Source organism: Ktedonobacter racemifer DSM 44963 (genome assembly GCF_000178855.1).
GTDB classification, from domain to species: Bacteria; Chloroflexota; Ktedonobacteria; order Ktedonobacterales; family Ktedonobacteraceae; genus Ktedonobacter; species Ktedonobacter racemifer.
Genome location: NZ_ADVG01000005.1, coordinates 212,046 through 228,615 on the forward strand (window position 1 = coordinate 212,046; position 16,570 = coordinate 228,615).

Here is a 16,570-nt window from a genome sequence, read left to right on the forward strand (position 1 = left end):
CTATTGTTTGAGCGCGTTGACCTCCTCGGCAATATGGTCCTTCACGAGCCTGGAATTGTTCCAGTCCACGTGTGAGAGGGTGGTAGAGAACACGACTTTGGAGATCTGCTCGACCCAGTGAGCATGTGCGATTTGATCTGATCTGCTTTCCGGATTAGCAAGCACGCTGGGCCAGTACGCATACATGCCCTGATACGTCTGGCGTCCATAGAGAGCCACATCCACATCGCTCAGGAGTGCGTGGGCACCAGTGGCAACTTCTTCATTCATTCCCCGAAACGTCCATTCCAAACCTCCATCGGCTGTGGTCGTAAAACCATTCAGCGAGACATGCATCAGGACTACCAATTTTCTCATGACTTCTCCTTTTGGTGACCGTATGATGAGTTGTGAACGCAACCTGGCTTGACAGCCTGAACGTTGCCTCAAGCATGAAAGAACTGCACCAGCACGGGAGCAAGAGCTTGCGGGGCCACATCATGCGTCTGACCTTCCAAAGTACAAAGCTTCGCGTTGGGGATGGCGTGTGCCACCGCCTGGGCTGCGTTGTGCATGAAGGAGGGAGAAGCTCCCCCGTCTATGACAAGCGTGGGGACCGTGATGGATGCCAACCGTTCTGCGGGGACAGAACCATCTCCCATGATGGCAGCATCATAGGCCAGCGTGGGTGCCACCGACTCAAAGAGGGACCACACGGGCGTTTGGCGCATCCCGGCAACCGCTTCAGCAGGCGCTCCAAACGTGGTCATGGCGAGCGCGACGGCATCGCCCCGCCGTCCCTCCGAGAGCAAAGCCGTCAGCTCTCTCGTGTAATGCTCCGATGCCTGGCGGGCATGCTCGTCACCGGGGTTGAACGGTGGCTCATACAACGCCAGTTTTTTGATAGCAAGATCTCGCGCGGCAGCGTAAAGAGCCAGGACCCCGCCTGAGGACATGCCAAATACGAAGGCCGCTCCCCCGGCTTCATTGATGAGTGATTCAAGGTCTTCAATCTCACGCTCAACCGCATAGGGCTGCGTATCGCTACTGTCACCACGCCCGCGCCGGTCATAGTGGAACACTGTGAAATGCTGAGCCAGGAGTGCAGCCAGTTGTACTGTCTGGGGATCGATGGCTCGATGTTGAAAGGCTCCCCCCACCAGGATGAGTGCGGGTCCCTGGCCGCTTCGATCATAGGCGATAATAGTCCCATCTTTGGAAATGACTTGAGGCATAGTATACTCCTTCTGTTTCATTTCTGCTGTTTACTTGCAATTTGCAAGTAAATACACTCTTTTACTCTTTTGATAGGCCGCAAAAGCGGAAAGATCAGCTGTCGTCTGGCTTCGCTTCGTGGCGTTCGAGAGAGAGCTGGGTCAGGCCCAGGCACCAGCCGGTTACATGAGCCTGAGAAACCTTCCGTTAGTGCCTGACTGGCTCGTACCTCAGGCGCAGCATGCCAGTCTGGTACGCATGCGAATCACGAAGTTGAAGCTGAATCTGCTCCGCTTCTCGAAAGAGACGCTTGCCTTTGCCCAGGACCAGGGGTGCAACGCTGAAGTAGTACTCATCAATGAGATCATGCTGAGCAAGCAAGCCCACCAGGTCCGCGCTGCCCTGGACCAACAGGAAGCCACCAGGCTGCGTTTTCAGCTTCGCTATCTCTTCGACAATATTCCCCGTGATGAGGTGGGAATTGTTCCAACTTGCCTCTGTCAGGGTGCTGGAAACCACATACTTGGGGACGCGGTTGAAGATGTCAGCCATTTCCCCCTCTCTGTTGGGCCAGGCCGCGGCCATTTCCTCATAGGTTGTGCGACCGAAAAGCATGGCGTCCGTGGCGCTGAGGGCACGCATGACCTCCTGGCCAATCTCTTGATCCATATAGGAGCCTGACCAGTGAAATGGCTCTTCCATCACTCCATCCAGGCTCACAATCTCTGATACACGTAGTTTCATCCTCGGTTCTCCTTTTTCTCTTTCCTCTGTAGTCACTTGCTTCTCCACTTCTCCAGGGAGACAGCACAAGTGGAAATGCGAGAGAGGTCGTTACCTCTCGCCTGGTAGCGTCTCGCGACGCTCAAGCGAGAGCAATGTCAGGTTCAAACGACCAATCGTGGCGAGCACTCCATGAAGGGCTGATTGATCCTGGAGGGGACCAAACAGTCTGGACGTGCCATCCGCCTCATGCACGATCTGCAATCCCTCCAGCCACTCCTGCCAGTTCTGGTCCAGATGCCCGTTGATGCGGATCACAATGTGCATCGGTGTGCCTCCTTTCAGATCCTCCTGTTGTGCTCTGCGGTCTCACAAGAAAGAGTATAGCCTGCAAGCAGGGGAGGGGACATCGCCTGTCTTCCTGATTGAACGGCTGATTGCTGAGGAGTGTTGGGGAATCGTGCGTAGCTCGTTGTATCTCCCCAACATCCGAGGTGCGGGGAGCGCGCAGATCGAGTTAGAGGAGATCTAAATGGTGGGTAGCCGCGATGGCTTCGGCGCGTCGGCTCACGTCCAGCTTGCGATAGATACTGCTGACCTGGGTCTTAATCGTATGGACGGAGACGATCAGCGTCTGAGCCATCTCAGCGTAGGTGTACCCGGCGACCAACAAACGCAGCACCTTCAACTCCTGGGGAGAGAGAGATTCGACCGTTTGTTGCCGCCCTTTGGCAGCTCGGGGTTCAGACTGGAACGTTGGCGTCTTTGCGGAGCGTCTGAGAACATGATGCGCAGCATCAGTTTCCTTCTGCTCAAAAGTTGAAAGCCACTGTGAAAGAGAGGATCGGGAAATAGCACCTGCCGCAGCACTGGAGGCATCATCTTGCCGCGTCTGCAAGAGCACTCTGAGCACCTGTTGCATAAGAGGTTCACCCGTATCCAGGTACACACGGGCATAGCCCTCTGGCTCAGTTAGTGCGAGCAGACGAGCCGCAACATCTGCCGCTTGCTCGGGCTTTCCCGCATGGTGGAGGGCCATGACAAAGAGCGCCATCCACTCGGGAGCTGCATCAAAAGCACCTGGCTGGTCAAAGTACTGGCTGAAGTTTGAGAGCGTCTCGACCGCCTGGGCGTACTGCTGCTGCGCCAGCAAGACGCGCACCAGCATCAGCACCTCCCATCGGCGCAGAGGATTCCAGGTCTCCGGGGAGAGCGTGCTCTGTGCGGCCCACTCCGACGCCTCCGCCAGCTTCCCCTGCGCCAACCAGCATTGCACGCGCAGCGTGTTCACCCAGAGGGCAAAGTGGGCAAACCCCTCTTGCTCAACCAGGGCTTCGAGCCGGTGCAGGGCCTCTTCCGCGCGAGAGGGATCTCCTCTTGCCAGCGCGAGCCGCGCCGCAAAGATCTCCCCCATGGCCAGCAGCTCCACCTGTTGCCAGTCCTGCGCGCTTCGCACCATGCGTTGCAGCCAGTCAGAGGCCTCTTCCAGCCGATTCCAGGCGTAGAAGATGAAGAACAAGGTATAATAGAGATATCCTGCCAGTGCGGTGGGCCGACCGATCCGTTCTACCAGGGCAAGTGCCTCCAGACATTGCTGGTGAGCCAGATGCAACTGTGCGGCCTGGGTATAGGTCAGAGCCAGCCAGGACATCACGCGGATCGTCACCGGGGAATCTCCTGCCTCGATCATCTGCTGCTTCGCGCTCCGCAGCCGAGGGATCAAGGAAGCTCCCTCCCCCTGGTACACAGCGGCCAACCAGAAGGCGATGGAGAGCGGGATGATGTTCCAACTCACTTCTGCGTCTTGGGGGAGCGCCTCTATCTCCTGAGAGAGAAGACGCAGACGTTTTATGTCACCATGCCTGGCGATCGTTCTGAGCTCGATCCAGGCACGCAGTAGACGCAGGCTGCGCTCGATCAACGTCACCTCGGTCTCGGAAAGCGTCCATTGCAGCGATCTGCGTAGGAGCTCTTCCATGTGCGTGAAGGTGTGCTCCACCTGGGCGACCATATTGGCATGCAGTGTTGCGTTGTTCAGATTGACGGCGTCGATGAAGCGCAGTGCGGCACCCAGAGCTAAGCGCAAATGAGCACGCAGGACGGCATCTGGCAGTGCCACTATCCAGGTATGGACGGTGCTGACCTGCCCACGCAACCAGAAGTGAGGAGCTGCCTGCTCCATCAAGGAGGCGGCCAAAGCGTAATCAGGCGCGGAAAGCGCGTGAGCAATGGCCTCCTGCCACTCGCCCGCCGCCTCATAAAAGCTGGCTGCCCGGATGTGCAAAAGCGGAACCAATTGGGGCTGAGCAGAGTGCAAACGAGCGAGCAGTGCCTCGCGAAAGAGATCATGAAAACGGTACCACTGCCGCTGCTCATCCAGCGGCACGAGAAAGAGGTTGGCTCGCTCCACTTCCTCCAGCATCTGCTGGCACACTTCTCGCGTTGGCGCTGCCGTGATAGCCTGGCATAAGGCCGCATTCATCCTCGTCACAATCGACGTCTGGAACAGAAAGTGCTGGAGCGGAACCGGCAACGGCGCGAGAATGTCCTGCTGCACGTAGTCCAGCACAAAGCGGGAGCTGCCAGCAAAGTCCGCAATCCAGCCGGAAAGGTCCTGCTGCTTGCGCAGGGAGAGCACTGCCAGTTGCAAACTCGCAATCCAGCCCTCTGTCCGCTTCGTGAGGATCGCCACATCATCTTCTGTGAGAGGCAGGCCCATACGTTGTAAAAGAAAGCCAGCCGCCTCCGCCTGGGTAAAACGCAAATCCTGGTTGCGAATCTCGATCAACTGACCACGAACACGCCATCGGGAAAGAGGCAGTTCTGGATCAATCCGCGTGGCGAGCACCAGATGCAGGTTGGCAGGGAGATGATCGATCAAGAAGAGCAAGGACTCGTGGATCGCCTGGTCCTTGATCACATGGTAGTCATCCAGGATAAGAATGATCTCTGCGCCCACCTGTGCCAGTTCATTAAGTAGGGTCGTCAGGATGGTTGAAAGCGGGGGGGATGGGGCCAAACGCAGCAGGGCGAGTGCCTCTTCTCCAATCGTGGGCAAACCGGCGCGTAGGGCCGCAATGATCGAGGTCCAGAAGCGGATTGCTTCCGTGTCCAACGCGTCGAGGGAAAGCCAGGTAACTGCCTGTTTGGCTTCCTCACGCTTTGTGCCCTCCACTCTTCCCCTGCCTGCCTGCTGCAAAGAGACTGCCCACGCTGAGAGCAACGTGGTCTTCCCACTTCCTGCAGGGGCGCAGACGAGCGTCACAGGGTGAGAGCGTGCCGCATCCAGTTCTACAAGCAAGCGAGAGCGCTCTACCAGCGAGCTGGGCAGACGAGGAGGAGAAAGCTTGGTGGAGAGCAGCACGCCTCTTTGTTCGGACGACGGCACTGGAGGCAAGGGGACCTGGGCAGGCGAGGGCTTGCTGCCTAGATCCTGTGCCACCTCCTCTAAGCGTGCCAGGGTCACCAGCGCGCTTCGTCCCAGATAGCGCTTGCGGGTTTGGCCCTCTTTGGTGTGATAGGCATACCAGTAGCCCACTCCTCGTGGCCGGGACTCTTTGAGGACACTGAGATGGCCGTATTGCCCCTGGAAGGAGAAGGAGGAATGCATCGTCAACCAGGCCACCCACGGTTCCTCGTTTCCTGGGACTATCTCCTGTGGTGGATGGTTAGGGATCACAAGGACATAGATTTTGCTCTGGGCAGACCAGATGAGTGTATGGGTGGATGGTTTTGGCATGGACTCCTTTCCGACCTCGGGTTTTATCCCCAACTCCCCAACATAGAGTGAGTATAGCATACGCTGGGATGAGCAGGCAAAATAGAGAGAGTAGGTATTGTCAACTTAATGGTAATTTCAGAGTTAATCGTACTGAATTCAGTATGAAAGTGGGGCATCAGCCCAAATTTTGTCCGAAGGAACATGCTCTGACAGACCGAAAATGAGCATCCTGTGGTGAAAGCTCATCAAGAAAAAATTTTAAGTTGACAATACTCCATCGGTTCATCAAACGGCTGACGAAGCCAGGGATGGGATTTTTCTCTTTTGAAACGGCATGGCGAACCTTAGAAGGATACGAGGTGATGAATATGATGAGAAAAGGGCAGTTGCAAGGGGTGGAAAAAGGGGATGTGAGAGGGCAGGTCGCGCTGGTCGCCAAACTGTTTGGAGTGGCAGTCTAAGAACGGTTGAGAGAGTCGCTCATGTTCAAATTCTTTTCCTCGTACTTTTTGCAACACAACCGTTCTTTTCACCTGGTCCCAGATATTTGATGAGATGTAGTAATGCCCCACCTTCTGGTGCAAGACGGACATTGCGGGCATGGTTGGCATAGAACAGCGGGCGTTCGAGATGCAGCACGGTACATCGCTCAGGATTGGGCTCGCGCCGAAGGGCGAGATCCAGGCAAGCGGCGTACAACGGGATGGTCCGCTCGGCATAGGAATGCAAGATCTCTTGTGGCCCATTGATCACCAACTGAGCAGCCAGCGCTGGCGGAAGTGCCATCACAACCGCATTCGCCTGAAATGCGCTTCCATCGGCTAGGCGGATCAGATGATACTCCTGGCCTGTTTCAATGGCGACCACTCTGGCACGAGTCTCAAGCTGTGCGCCAGCCTGGCGAGCCGTGGTTGCCAGCCCATCGGCCAAGGTTTGCCAGCCCCATCGATGCGCAGTGCATCGGGGCGTTTGCCAACAAACTCCAGGGTGACGCCTGCATCAAGCAACTGAGGAGCATGCGTGTAGGTTGCCAGGCGTGCTCCGGCCTCAACAAACTGTCTCACCGCTGGATGGACGACGGACTGATCCAACCAGTCTTGTAGGTTCGTACCCACAAGCGTCTCCGGATTGAGCGTTGCCAGACGCACCAAGAGCTGGCCAAGTTCGGCACGACTCTCATCGTTGAGCAGACTCGTGGTACGCAAGGTGACAGCATCGCTCGGAAGACGGTGAAAGTTTCCCCGAGAGTAGACCTCATAGCGTTCTCGTTCTGATCTCTTCCCCTGGTAGATCACATCGAGGTCGCGCAGGACCGCTTCGCCAGGGCCGGTCAGATAGAGGGCATGAATGCCTCGATTGAAGAGAAAGCCGTGGCGCTCCGTGGTTATGGCTCGCCCCCCCAATTGGCCAGCCTTCTCAAGAAGGAGGACTGAGCGCCCGCCTCGTGCCAGATAGGAAGCCGCTGTCAAGCCTGCCAGGCCCCCTCCGACAATGACGGCATCAAACGGTGTGGGAGATATTTCTTGCATGGATGATTTTTTCCTCTCTCTTTTGTCGAACTTGCATGAAGTTTTCTTCAGTGCATACACAAGACGGGGACGTATCCATTTTTGTCACCCATGCTGAGCAGACGCATCTTTTCATCCTCCTTTCCTAAAAAACCTATACCTGAAAGGGGCGCCGCCCACGTATCACTGTACCAGAAGCGCCAGCCGAGCGGGCGGAACGAGGTGGCGCATGCCCAAGACACCTCGCTGCATGACGCTTGACGTATATGGTCAGTGCAACGTGAGCAAAAACGCCTGTGGGCTTGCAAAAGGGAAAAATCTGAGTGTACCTCAGCTACGGCCATCCGGCATGCGGTGCCGGCTGATAGCGTAGCCGAAGAGGACCGCAAGAAAGTCGATCACCTCGTAGCGCCAGAAACGCCGTCGGGCAAAGCGTACCTCGTCGCTGATTTTCGTCAGGATGCCGTGCTTCCGCAGGTATGAGACGATCACCACTACTTCGCCAAACCATGAGGGCAATGAGGGGCGGGACTCCGAAGTCGTCTGGATATTCACCGAGCCATTGGCGATACTTGTCATGCTTACCTCCTTGTTGAGAACTGTTGTATGTTTTCTCTTCTAAGGAGGCATATTTCTACGCCGGTTTGCCACGGGTTACATCTCGTTGCGCAAGTCGTGGGTTCCTCATCAAGAAGGCATATTTTTAGGTTGGCTTGCTACAGATTACACCTCGTTGCGCAATTCGTGGGCATAGGGATTGTACGTAGTAATAAAATAGGATATGCTTAACGGGGTTAGTTCTTACTCTAACTTTGCACTTTTCCAAAGAGGGATTTGAGGGCAAGCAGGCGCTGTGGTACAAAGGATAGACACAAAACACAACCTTTGTCCAGAGAGGTCTGCCATGCCCCTGCCCATTATATGTACCTATGAACGTTTGCAGCAATACTTAACGAGCTATCGTGACGTGTTCTCCAAGCCGCAGTACAAGTACTTTGTGATCGTCTTGCTCGGCTTCATCCAATGCCAAGGAGCGCGAACGCTTTCTGGTTTGCGGCACGGTGTGGCGGAAGCAGGCAGCCTTTCAGGGCTCAGTCGCTTCTTGGCGCGAGCCCCTTGGGACGCAGAAGCTCTGGCGAAGCTTTGGCAAGAGCGTTTTCGCACCCAGATGATGCCAGCGGTGCGAGCAGAACGGACTCGTCAACAGGAAGGGCAGCCCAAACGTCGTGGGCGTCCCAAGACCCCGTTGTGACAGGGTATCTGATTGGAGACGGCTCAACGATGCTCAAAGAGAAAGGTCGCGAGATGGAGGGCATCGGCCAGCACCACTCAACGACCCATGCACAGCGAGTAAGAGGCCATAGCCTGGTCCAGGGGCTCTATATGCTTCTGGGACAACGATGCCCAACCGCTCCGCGTCTCTATCGGCAACAGGCGGTGTGCACGCGCGAGCAGGTCCCCTTCCAGAGCAAGATCGATCTGATGATCCAAACGATCCAGCACTTTGAACCTACACCAGGGACGCTTACACACGTTTTGCTTGATAGCTGGTAGAGTGCGAAAGCAATCTGGAAAGTCGCACGCGATCGCCATTTCTTGATCACCACTGGGATCAAGAGCAATCGCAGTTTGCGTGTTGCCGATGCAAGCCAGCCCAACGGATGGAGGTGGCAGCAACTCAACGATTATGTTGCTCAGTTGTGCCCCGAGGACTATGTTCAACTTCCCTGGCCACGTGGAGAGGCGTCTGAGAGCGTGTACGTGCATGTCGCCTCCACGCGCGTACGTAAGCTGTACTGCTGTCAGGTGATCATCGTCCGCCGATCGCTTTCCGAACCTCTCAAGCTAGCACGGTATTGGGCTTCTAGCGACTTGGAGGCTTCTGTTGAACGCCTGGTGGAGCATATCAGTACACGCTGGGACATTGAGGTCCTTTTCGCTGATGGGAAGGAGGAGCTGGGCCTGGACCAGTATCAGCTCATGAGTGCCACCGCGCTCGTACGTTTCTGGAGCCTGGCCCTGCTCGCCTATGTGTTTCTCGACGAAGAGCGGACACGGTTGCGAGCCTCACAGCAACGCCCTATTACGATTGGCGAGACACGTCGGGAACTCCAACGTCTGCATCGACGACAGTTCCTGCTTTGGCTCATATAATAGTTTGAGTGTAACCATTCCAAGAGGTGATCCCTCTGGGGGATATACTGGTGCGAGGAGTGGGAGAGCCGACGTTTAGGCTTGTGGCCTGTTCCGAAAAGCTGAACAGTGACCTCCTGGGAGAGACGGCTCCCCGCCTACCAGGGCACCAAGGGTCTATGAGGCTTGTTGCAACCGTCAGCGGTTCCTCGAAAGGGAAGCGCCTGACGAGATTGCCTATCCGGCATGAGCTGACGCTCGTCCTGGCAGGTTGGGTTTCTCACTCGCCGATCGAAGTCGCAAGGGTACATCGGAGAATATAGACAGGGATGGAAAGAGCCAGCGAAAGCAGGTGCGCGATGAGTATGACAGTATCATCCACTTCCTCGGAGGAAGCGACGATCAAGTATGTGTGTGGGGTTGATATCGGGAGTCAATCCTGTACGGGCTGCATTTGTCGGCCTGACAAAAGCATAGTGGTCAAGTCAATGCCCTTTGCCAATGCCAGGGAGGGATGGCAGATCTGGGAAGAGAAACTGAGCCAATTGGATGCTCCTCCTCCCCAAATCCTCATTGGGATGGAGGCGACCTCCTGCTACCATGAGAATCTCTACCACGAACTCGAGCAGCGCGGCTCTATCCTGCGTCTGTTGCATCCTAGGCAAACCCATCAGTTTCACGAGCGGCAGGGCTTGCGTGCGAAGACCGATCGGCTGGACGCGCGAACTATCGCCAGGGTGTTGTTGAGTGGGGAGGCGCGAGCCGGCTATGTGCCAAGCGAGCAGGTCGCCACCTACCGCGAACTGGTCCGCTTGCATACGCACTTGAGCGATGAGGCGGCGGCCTATCAAAACGAGATCCAGGCCCTGGTCGTGGTGCTCTTTCCCGAATTCACTCGGATCTTCGCTGATCCTTGCGGACAAACGGCTCTAGCGGTTCTCAAAGCTTTTCCTAGCGCCCAGGCTATTGTCGCAGCAGATGTTGAACCCCTCTTCCAACTGCTGCGGGCGCAGAAGCCAGCGCATTATGGCCGTCCGACTGCCCAGAAGCTCGTGGCTTTGGCCAAAGAGAGTGCGAGCAGTGGGCGAGCCATCGCCGGACGATCGCTCAGTCTGCGTATTCTTTGCGATCAGCTCGAGCACACCCAGGCCAATCTTGCACGTCTGAACACCGAGATTGAGCAGCTCCTGAACACCGATCCAGGGGTGAAGGGGTTACAACAGGTACCGGAATTTGGCCCGAAAACGCTGGCGGTGCTCCGGGCCGAGTTGGGGGATGTCCAGCGCTTCTCACGGACCGACGAGGTGATTGCCTACGGGGGCATGGATATCGAGATCAAAGAGAGCGGTCTGTGGAAAGGGAAAGCCAAACTTTCCAAACGCGGCAGTGGCTTGTTGCGACGAGTCCTCTACATGACTGCTCTGCGTAGCATTCATCGGGAAGACTCAGCCTTCGGCGTGTACTATCAGCGCCAGGTGGCGCGCGGTCTCAAGACGGGCTCGGCCCTCATGGCCGTCATGCGCAAGATGCTGGCAGTGGCTGCTCACTTACTCATGCATGAGGGGGAGAAGTATGATCCCAACAAGGTCTGTGGGAGTAGTGCAGGCTAGTTGGGCGCCCAACTAGCCTGCACTGCTCCCACGCCAAGGGATTCGCTTGCAGAACGCTTCAGGACGTTGCTCTGAAGCGCAAGGGGGTTATCTTTTTTTCTCGATCCAAAGACTTTTTTTGTCTTCCTTGCACAGAGCTTGACAAATCTTATGGCTTCTTGAGCAGGCTTTTCAAACTGGCTCGACTGCTGAGTCCCTCTTTGAGCTCCTCTCGGCTTGAGCGGAGCTCTTTGGAAAAGTGCAAAGTTAGAGTTCTTATTTTTGTATTTACTTCCGGCGTTTGATTGAGAATTGAGATATGCTATATGGCAGAACAACGTAGCCGTGAAGGACAACGGCTCGGGAATTATCGGCTTGAACGCTTGTTGGGGCGCGGTGGGTTTGCCGAAGTCTATCTGGGGCGGCATATACATCTTCAGCGACCAGCCGCCATCAAAATCCTGCAAGCTCACCTTTCGGAACGTGAGATCGATGGCTTCCGGCAAGAAGCACAGATTATCGCCATGCTTGAGCATCCCCACATTGTGCGCATCCACGACTTTGATGTGCAGGATGGCGTGCCCTTTCTGGTAATGGAATATCTCCCCAATGGCACGATGCGTCAGCGCCATGCCAAAGGTGAACGGGTGCCGTTGCCCTCGGTGGTCTCCTATGTTAGGCAGGTGGCCGATGCCTTGCAATTTGCTCATGATCAGCGACTTATTCATCGCGATGTCAAGCCGGAGAACATGTTGCTTGGCCGACGCGACGAGGTGGTGCTCAGTGACTTCGGCATTGCCTCCATCGCGCACAGCACCTCTTCAATGACAGTTCAGTCTGCGGTTGGTACGATCCCCTACATGGCCCCCGAACAGATCCAGGCGTATTCCCGTGCGGCCAGCGATCAGTATTCTTTGGGCATTGTAACCTATGAGTGGCTTTGTGGTGAGCGTCCCTTCAGTGGTTCCTCGACCGAGATCTTGGCCAAGCACATGATGGCGCCACCCCCGCAGTTACGGCCAAAAGTGCCATCGCTCCCCGTAGATGTCGAGCAAATCATCTTGATCGCCCTGGCCAAAGATCCCGGGCAGCGCTTTAGCAGTATCCAAGCATTTGCGACGGCACTGCAAGTGGCTGCTGATGGAACTGCCCAGACTGTAAAGGCCTATGTCGGCGAAAGAAACCAGCCATCCCTCTCATCAACCATACCTCCAACCTTGCTTGCAGCGCCAGCATCCCAGGCGGCAGTGGAATTCCAGACGCCAGCAGCGTCCCCTTTGCCACCCGTGACGGCCTCTTCACCGGTGCCACCATTGTCGCCCATGACGACCCCTTCATCGGTGCCACCATTGTCGCCCATGACGACCCCTCAATCTATACTGGGAGAGTCTCCAAAGAGTAGAGTACAGTCCAAACCCTCGCGGCGAAGGTTGCTCATTGGCCTCGTCATGGCAGGAGTAATCATAGGTGGAGGAATAGCAATGCTGTTTTTAAGATAGCATAGATTACAGTGGGGACAGGGCGTGGCATATCAGGCCGGCACCTGCCCCATTGTAATCTCCAACCTCTGGTGCTTGCTTGCCGTATGCCAAAGGGTGTAAATCAGCGAAATAAATGAGGGAAGAATTGCGAGGATAAGTGAGGGGAGTGATGGTATTTTAGATTTTAAAAGAGGGGAAAAATGCATAATAGGTGAGTAAAGGAGAATCCTCCCTCACGCAGCCTGCTGAAAAGCGGATCAGGAAGAGTGCAAAATAGGAGCAAACCTGATGATGAGTGCGTGAGGCAGGAGGAGGGGAGTGGGTGAAGAACAGTCCAGGTGATGGTCGGTGGAATGCGTGCCTGGGGTTTGGTGAAGGGACCTCTGGAGTGGGTTGGTATGAGCACCTCAAAAAGTGTGCAAAAAAAGCCCGTAAAGAAAGAGAAGAAGAGGATGGGCCTCTTTTTTTGCAGAGTCGTTGGGGGGAAATCTGAAGAAGACTATGAGGGGGCGAAGGGATGAAGGGAAAGAAGAGAGGAAAGAGGAATGAGGAGCAGCCCTTCTCAGGCGTGAGGAAATCAAGCGCGGGAAAAGCGAGGTTTTGGACTTCTTGAGAGCAAGCCAAAAGCCTCATTTTTTATGAAAAATTGATGGAAAATGGAGTGTGGAAGGGGTATACTCCTGCTGGTGTGGTGAGAAGGTGAGGGAGAAGAAGAAAAGGTGGGAAGAGATGAAGCAGGAGCGACGGGTATTGACCCTTGCGGAGTTGACGGAAGAGCAGCGTGCCGAAGCCTACAGGCGCTATGAAGTGGTGAGAGCGTGTGTGGAAGAAGGCATTGCGCAAACGGTGGTTGCGCGAGAGCGCGGTGTCCCTGTAAAGACGTTACAGCGGTGGGTGCGTCAGTATCGGGAGTATGGGCTCTGTGGATTGGCGAGGCAAGCGCGCGCAGATCGCGGGACGCAGCGAATGTCGGAAGAGTGGTTCTGTCAGAACTCAGAAGACGATTTGGTATGGAGGCCACTCATGGAGTATGCTTGTGAGAAGCAAACATCTGATGAGGAGTGACCCATGAATTGCCCCCATTGTCTTTCCCCTTCCACGAAAGAACAGCGCCAAAAAACCATTCTCGGGTATCGAATATTCCGCTGTTCGGCTTGCAACACCTTTTTAATGAACGCACTGGCACTCCCTTCAATTACCTTGAATATCCGACGGATATCGTCCTCCTCGTGGTCCTTTGGCGGCTCCGTTATAAACTGAGCCTTCGTGATGTGGCCGAAATGTTTTTGGCGCGTGGGTGGACCTTCACCCATGAGGCGGTCAGAGATTGGGAAGCTCGATTTGCCCCGCTGCTTGTAGATCAGTTGAGAAGAAAGCGACGTGGTCAAGCAGGAATCTCTTGGTATGTTGATGAAACCTACATCAAAGTCTGTGGAAAGTGGTGTTATCTCTATCGAGCGATTGATCACGATGGCAATCTGGTTGATTCGCGATTGAGCGAGAAGCGAGATATGGATGCCGCACAGCAGTTCTTCAAGCAAGCTCTTGCTGTGGTTGGCCATGCTCCCGAGCAGGTCACGACGGATGGGCATCGTTCTTATCCACGTGCTATACGCGAGACGATGAGCAATGACGTGCAACATCGGACTAATACGTATCTCAATAATCGGCTGGAGCAAGATCACCGTGGCATCAAGCAGCGGTATTATCCCATGCGCGGCTTTGGCAATTTCCAGGCAGCAGCTCGCTTTTGCAGGGCGTTTGATGAATTACGCCATTACTTCCGCCCTCGGAGTACAAAGGGTGAAACCATCTCGCTTGCGCAACAACGATTGCTCTTTCTCGACCGCTTCTTGGCCTTGCAAGTACTCATGGGAGCAGTTTCCTAGCCTCACAGATCATATTTGAGGGACATTGAAATACCTCTGATCCTGCGGTGGTCTCAGTTCTGACACTTCCCTTTGAGGCCACTTTGCACTTGATGACAGCTTCGCCAGGGTCTCACGCCACAACTTGTTGCTGCGCATCTATAAGTAGACATCTTGCTTGAGCTATCTACTTATAGATGCGCAGGGCGTCTACTGGAGTGAAGCCCTGTTTCGCGCATTTCACCCCTTATATATAGGCCCTACGTTAAGGAAGGTGCCCTCTAGCCGCAAAGTAGATAAGTGCGGCACAGTTTTGCTCCTTTGAGCTTGGAAGACGGCACGGTTATCGATCCAGTTGGATTATCAGGGAGTCTGCCCATGGGAGAACTTGCGCATCTGAAATGAGACTGGGGAGTCAGATTCCTGCTCACCGTTCTCATTCTAGACGCGCAGATGATCGACTGGCGTGAAACCCTGGTATAATATTCCAAAAGATACTAGAAATTTGCCAGTACTATCTTGCCAATCGTTTGGCCACTTTCAATTTTCGCATGGGCTTTGCGCAGATTCGCCGCATTGATCGGCTCCAGCAACTCGGTCAGCGTCGTCTTCACCTTGCCAGCGTCAACGAGCTGCGTCAGATCTTCCAGCAGGTTGTGCTGCTCGATCATGTCGGGGGTCTGGAACATGGGTCGGGTATACATCAGTTCCCAGGAGAGAGTTGCGCTTTTATAGAAGAGCGTGTCGAGCTTCGCGGAGGGATTGAGTGGGAGAATGGAACAGATTTTGCCCTGCGGCACGATGGCCTCGACGATACTGTCCCAATGCCGCTCAGGGTCGCTCAGGCAGAAGATGTAATCGACTGTGGGAAAGCCGAGCACCTTTAATTGAGGGACGAATGCCTGTGTATGGCTAATTGTATGGGTGGCACCGTGCTCTCTGGCCCACTGGATCGTTTCTGGTCGCGATGCCGTTCCGATGACTGTCAGGCCAACAAGGTCGGCGAGCTGGGTTGCGATGGAGCCGACCCCTCCCGCAGCGCCAATGATCAGGATGGTCTTGCCCTGGTTCACGGCAGGATTGCGCGAGATGCCCAGACGCTCGAAAAGTCCTTCCATGGAGGTCAATGAGGTCAGAGGGAGCGCGGCAGCCCGCGCGAAATCGAGGCTCTCTGGTTTGTGCCCAACAATGCGCTCGTCCACCAGATGAAACTCACTATTGCCGCCGGGACGAACATTGCTGCCAGCGTAATATACCTCATCTCCTGGCCGGAAGAGCGAGCATTCCGATCCAACTTCAGCCACAATCCCGGCTACATCCCGTCCAAGGATTTGTGGCGTCTCCTCTGCCTGCTTGCGCGCAACACGGGCTTTGACATCGGTAGGATTGACGGAGACCGCTTTGACCTGCACCAGCAGATCGCGCCCGGTCGGCGTGGGTTTCTCTATCTCAAGATCGATCAGGCTCTCTTCGTGTTCGATAGGAAGGGAACGATAAAAACCAACAGCTTTCATGGCTTGCCTTTCTTTCAAGATGTTATTTGCCAATGAGGATTCTTCCTCGCATATCGCTCCATTCTTTTTACCACAGTGCTTCGACTTTTGTGAAGTACGCACAGTTTTGTTATATCGTATCAAAAAAGATACTGATGGAATCTTTCGTGCAACATCTTGAGGTAGGCCCAGGTGTAAATTTACACGCCTGGCGAGCGAGATGAGAAAGATCAGCCATAATATGCTCCGATCTGGTGGATTGAAAAAACGCCCCTATACTGTATCCCCGCGAAAGAGGCAAAGTTCGAGGGAAAATGCTATCAATTTCCCTTTGAACTCAGAACTGGCTTTTAAACCATATATTGGCAGAGATCTGCACACAACAGAGACATCCAAACTCTGTTAGAGGTGCAATTACTTGTCCCAACGGTGTTTTATTCTAACAGGTCTTCGAGTCAGGCTACTACTAGTTTGGGCTATTCTCACGACTCACAGCGGCCTGTGAAGCATATTACGGCCTATTAGGCCCGTCGGAGAAATTTACAACGCTAAGCTCTCAAAGTAACCCGAAGTGGTTGAAGCTCCAAGCGCTTTGGCCTCTTATCAGCCTCTTCAGAAAAGCGGGGACGTCGTCCGTAAGGGGGTCCTAACATTTTTTTGGTGTTTTTCCCGCTAAGCAAGTGAGAAAAAAGAGAATAGAAGAGGTATTTACGGATTATACCCATCATACCCTGTTAGGCAACACTCCACTGAGCGGGTGCTCAAAATGAGTCCGGGACGCGCATAGTACATAGCACATAGCAGATCGCTGTGTTTATCCTGTTTACGATCAGCATAGCAGAAGCATAACCTCTTTGCCA

Annotated in this window: 15 protein-coding genes and 2 pseudogenes; 8 read left to right on the plus strand and 9 right to left on the minus strand. The window is 54.8% G+C overall.

Annotated elements, in window-relative coordinates; all coding sequences use genetic code 11:
- The 5 genes from KRAC_RS79110 to KRAC_RS55060 all read right to left on the minus strand — a co-directional run bounded on the left by KRAC_RS79110 (nucleotide 1) and on the right by KRAC_RS55060 (nucleotide 5,656).
- A complete protein-coding gene (locus KRAC_RS79110) occupies nucleotides 1-357 on the minus strand; it encodes a dihydrofolate reductase family protein (RefSeq protein ID WP_211221535.1) in 357 nt (118 codons plus the stop codon).
- Nucleotides 358-425: 68 nt separating this feature from the next.
- Entirely contained in the window at nucleotides 426-1,214 is a 789-nt protein-coding gene (locus KRAC_RS55045) for an alpha/beta fold hydrolase (protein ID WP_007922021.1), read from the minus strand.
- Nucleotides 1,215-1,401: 187 nt separating this feature from the next.
- Complete coding sequence (locus KRAC_RS55050) at nucleotides 1,402-1,938, minus strand: dihydrofolate reductase family protein (RefSeq protein WP_007922022.1); 537 nt, start codon at nucleotides 1,936-1,938, stop codon at nucleotides 1,402-1,404.
- Nucleotides 1,939-2,028: 90 nt separating this feature from the next.
- On the minus strand, nucleotides 2,029-2,244 hold the full coding sequence (locus KRAC_RS55055; protein ID WP_007922023.1) for a hypothetical protein: 216 nt from the start codon (nucleotides 2,242-2,244) through the stop codon (nucleotides 2,029-2,031).
- 190 nt (nucleotides 2,245-2,434) lie between these two features.
- Nucleotides 2,435-5,656, minus strand: a complete 3,222-nt coding sequence (locus tag KRAC_RS55060) for a winged helix-turn-helix domain-containing protein (protein WP_040448492.1) — start codon at nucleotides 5,654-5,656, stop codon at nucleotides 2,435-2,437.
- Between the two features lie 257 nt (nucleotides 5,657-5,913).
- Here KRAC_RS55060 and KRAC_RS55065 point away from each other — a divergent pair.
- Nucleotides 5,914-6,099: pseudogene (locus KRAC_RS55065) on the plus strand (IS6 family transposase); the annotation flags it as partial.
- A gap of 25 nt (nucleotides 6,100-6,124) precedes the next feature.
- Here the strand turns inward: KRAC_RS55065 and KRAC_RS55070 are convergent.
- The 3 genes from KRAC_RS55070 to KRAC_RS55080 form a co-directional block, all read right to left on the minus strand.
- On the minus strand, nucleotides 6,125-6,568 hold the full coding sequence (locus KRAC_RS55070) for an FAD-dependent oxidoreductase (protein WP_157508265.1): 444 nt from the start codon (nucleotides 6,566-6,568) through the stop codon (nucleotides 6,125-6,127).
- On the minus strand, nucleotides 6,469-7,167 hold the full coding sequence (locus KRAC_RS55075) for an FAD-dependent oxidoreductase (RefSeq protein ID WP_040448495.1): 699 nt from the start codon (nucleotides 7,165-7,167) through the stop codon (nucleotides 6,469-6,471). The genes KRAC_RS55070 and KRAC_RS55075 overlap by 100 nt, the downstream gene beginning before the upstream one ends.
- 309 nt (nucleotides 7,168-7,476) lie before the next feature.
- Nucleotides 7,477-7,725, minus strand: coding sequence for a hypothetical protein (locus tag KRAC_RS55080; RefSeq protein WP_007922025.1), 249 nt, complete (start codon nucleotides 7,723-7,725; stop codon nucleotides 7,477-7,479).
- A gap of 325 nt (nucleotides 7,726-8,050) precedes the next feature.
- On the opposite strand from KRAC_RS55080, the gene KRAC_RS55085 reads away from it, so the two are divergent.
- The 7 genes and pseudogenes from KRAC_RS55085 to KRAC_RS55120 all read left to right on the plus strand — a co-directional run bounded on the left by KRAC_RS55085 (nucleotide 8,051) and on the right by KRAC_RS55120 (nucleotide 14,238).
- On the plus strand, nucleotides 8,051-8,398 hold the full coding sequence (locus KRAC_RS55085) for a hypothetical protein (protein ID WP_007922026.1): 348 nt from the start codon (nucleotides 8,051-8,053) through the stop codon (nucleotides 8,396-8,398).
- A gap of 29 nt (nucleotides 8,399-8,427) precedes the next feature.
- Complete coding sequence (locus KRAC_RS55090) at nucleotides 8,428-8,700, plus strand: hypothetical protein (RefSeq protein ID WP_007922028.1); 273 nt, start codon at nucleotides 8,428-8,430, stop codon at nucleotides 8,698-8,700.
- A gap of 75 nt (nucleotides 8,701-8,775) precedes the next feature.
- Nucleotides 8,776-9,300, plus strand: coding sequence for a hypothetical protein (locus KRAC_RS64505; RefSeq protein ID WP_007922030.1), 525 nt, complete (start codon nucleotides 8,776-8,778; stop codon nucleotides 9,298-9,300).
- Nucleotides 9,301-9,638: 338 nt separating this feature from the next.
- The gene (locus KRAC_RS55100; protein WP_007922032.1) at nucleotides 9,639-10,889 is read left to right on the plus strand and encodes an IS110 family RNA-guided transposase; all 1,251 of its coding nucleotides are present in this window, start codon (nucleotides 9,639-9,641) and stop codon (nucleotides 10,887-10,889) included.
- Nucleotides 10,890-11,194: 305 nt separating this feature from the next.
- Nucleotides 11,195-12,367: a serine/threonine-protein kinase gene (locus KRAC_RS55105; RefSeq protein WP_007922034.1), complete on the plus strand. Its 1,173-nt coding sequence runs from the start codon at nucleotides 11,195-11,197 to the stop codon at nucleotides 12,365-12,367.
- A 711-nt stretch (nucleotides 12,368-13,078) separates the two neighbouring features.
- Entirely contained in the window at nucleotides 13,079-13,414 is a 336-nt protein-coding gene (locus KRAC_RS55115; RefSeq protein ID WP_007922037.1) for a helix-turn-helix domain-containing protein, read from the plus strand.
- A 3-nt stretch (nucleotides 13,415-13,417) separates the two neighbouring features.
- Nucleotides 13,418-14,238 (plus strand): annotated as a pseudogene (locus KRAC_RS55120) (IS6 family transposase).
- 476 nt (nucleotides 14,239-14,714) lie between these two features.
- Here the strand turns inward: KRAC_RS55120 and KRAC_RS55125 are convergent.
- Entirely contained in the window at nucleotides 14,715-15,731 is a 1,017-nt protein-coding gene (locus KRAC_RS55125) for a zinc-binding alcohol dehydrogenase family protein (protein WP_007922039.1), read from the minus strand.
- Nucleotides 15,732-16,570: the final 839 nt, after the last annotated feature.

What these genes read in the sequence shown, in the direction of transcription:
- KRAC_RS79110 (WP_211221535.1), bottom strand. Translation starts at nt 357, where the DNA reads ATGAGAAAATTGGTAGTCCTGATGCATGTCTCGCTGAATGGTTTTACG.
- KRAC_RS55045 (WP_007922021.1), bottom strand. Translation starts at nt 1,214, where the DNA reads ATGCCTCAAGTCATTTCCAAAGATGGGACTATTATCGCCTATGATCGA.
- KRAC_RS55050 (WP_007922022.1), bottom strand. Translation starts at nt 1,938, where the DNA reads ATGAAACTACGTGTATCAGAGATTGTGAGCCTGGATGGAGTGATGGAA.
- KRAC_RS55055 (WP_007922023.1), bottom strand. Translation starts at nt 2,244, where the DNA reads ATGCACATTGTGATCCGCATCAACGGGCATCTGGACCAGAACTGGCAG.
- KRAC_RS55060 (WP_040448492.1), bottom strand. Translation starts at nt 5,656, where the DNA reads ATGCCAAAACCATCCACCCATACACTCATCTGGTCTGCCCAGAGCAAA.
- KRAC_RS55075 (WP_040448495.1), bottom strand. Translation starts at nt 7,167, where the DNA reads ATGCAAGAAATATCTCCCACACCGTTTGATGCCGTCATTGTCGGAGGG.
- KRAC_RS55080 (WP_007922025.1), bottom strand. Translation starts at nt 7,725, where the DNA reads ATGACAAGTATCGCCAATGGCTCGGTGAATATCCAGACGACTTCGGAG.
- KRAC_RS55085 (WP_007922026.1), top strand. Translation starts at nt 8,051, where the DNA reads ATGCCCCTGCCCATTATATGTACCTATGAACGTTTGCAGCAATACTTA.
- KRAC_RS55090 (WP_007922028.1), top strand. Translation starts at nt 8,428, where the DNA reads ATGCTCAAAGAGAAAGGTCGCGAGATGGAGGGCATCGGCCAGCACCAC.
- KRAC_RS55100 (WP_007922032.1), top strand. Translation starts at nt 9,639, where the DNA reads ATGAGTATGACAGTATCATCCACTTCCTCGGAGGAAGCGACGATCAAG.
- KRAC_RS55105 (WP_007922034.1), top strand. Translation starts at nt 11,195, where the DNA reads ATGGCAGAACAACGTAGCCGTGAAGGACAACGGCTCGGGAATTATCGG.
- KRAC_RS55115 (WP_007922037.1), top strand. Translation starts at nt 13,079, where the DNA reads ATGAAGCAGGAGCGACGGGTATTGACCCTTGCGGAGTTGACGGAAGAG.
- KRAC_RS55125 (WP_007922039.1), bottom strand. Translation starts at nt 15,731, where the DNA reads ATGAAAGCTGTTGGTTTTTATCGTTCCCTTCCTATCGAACACGAAGAG.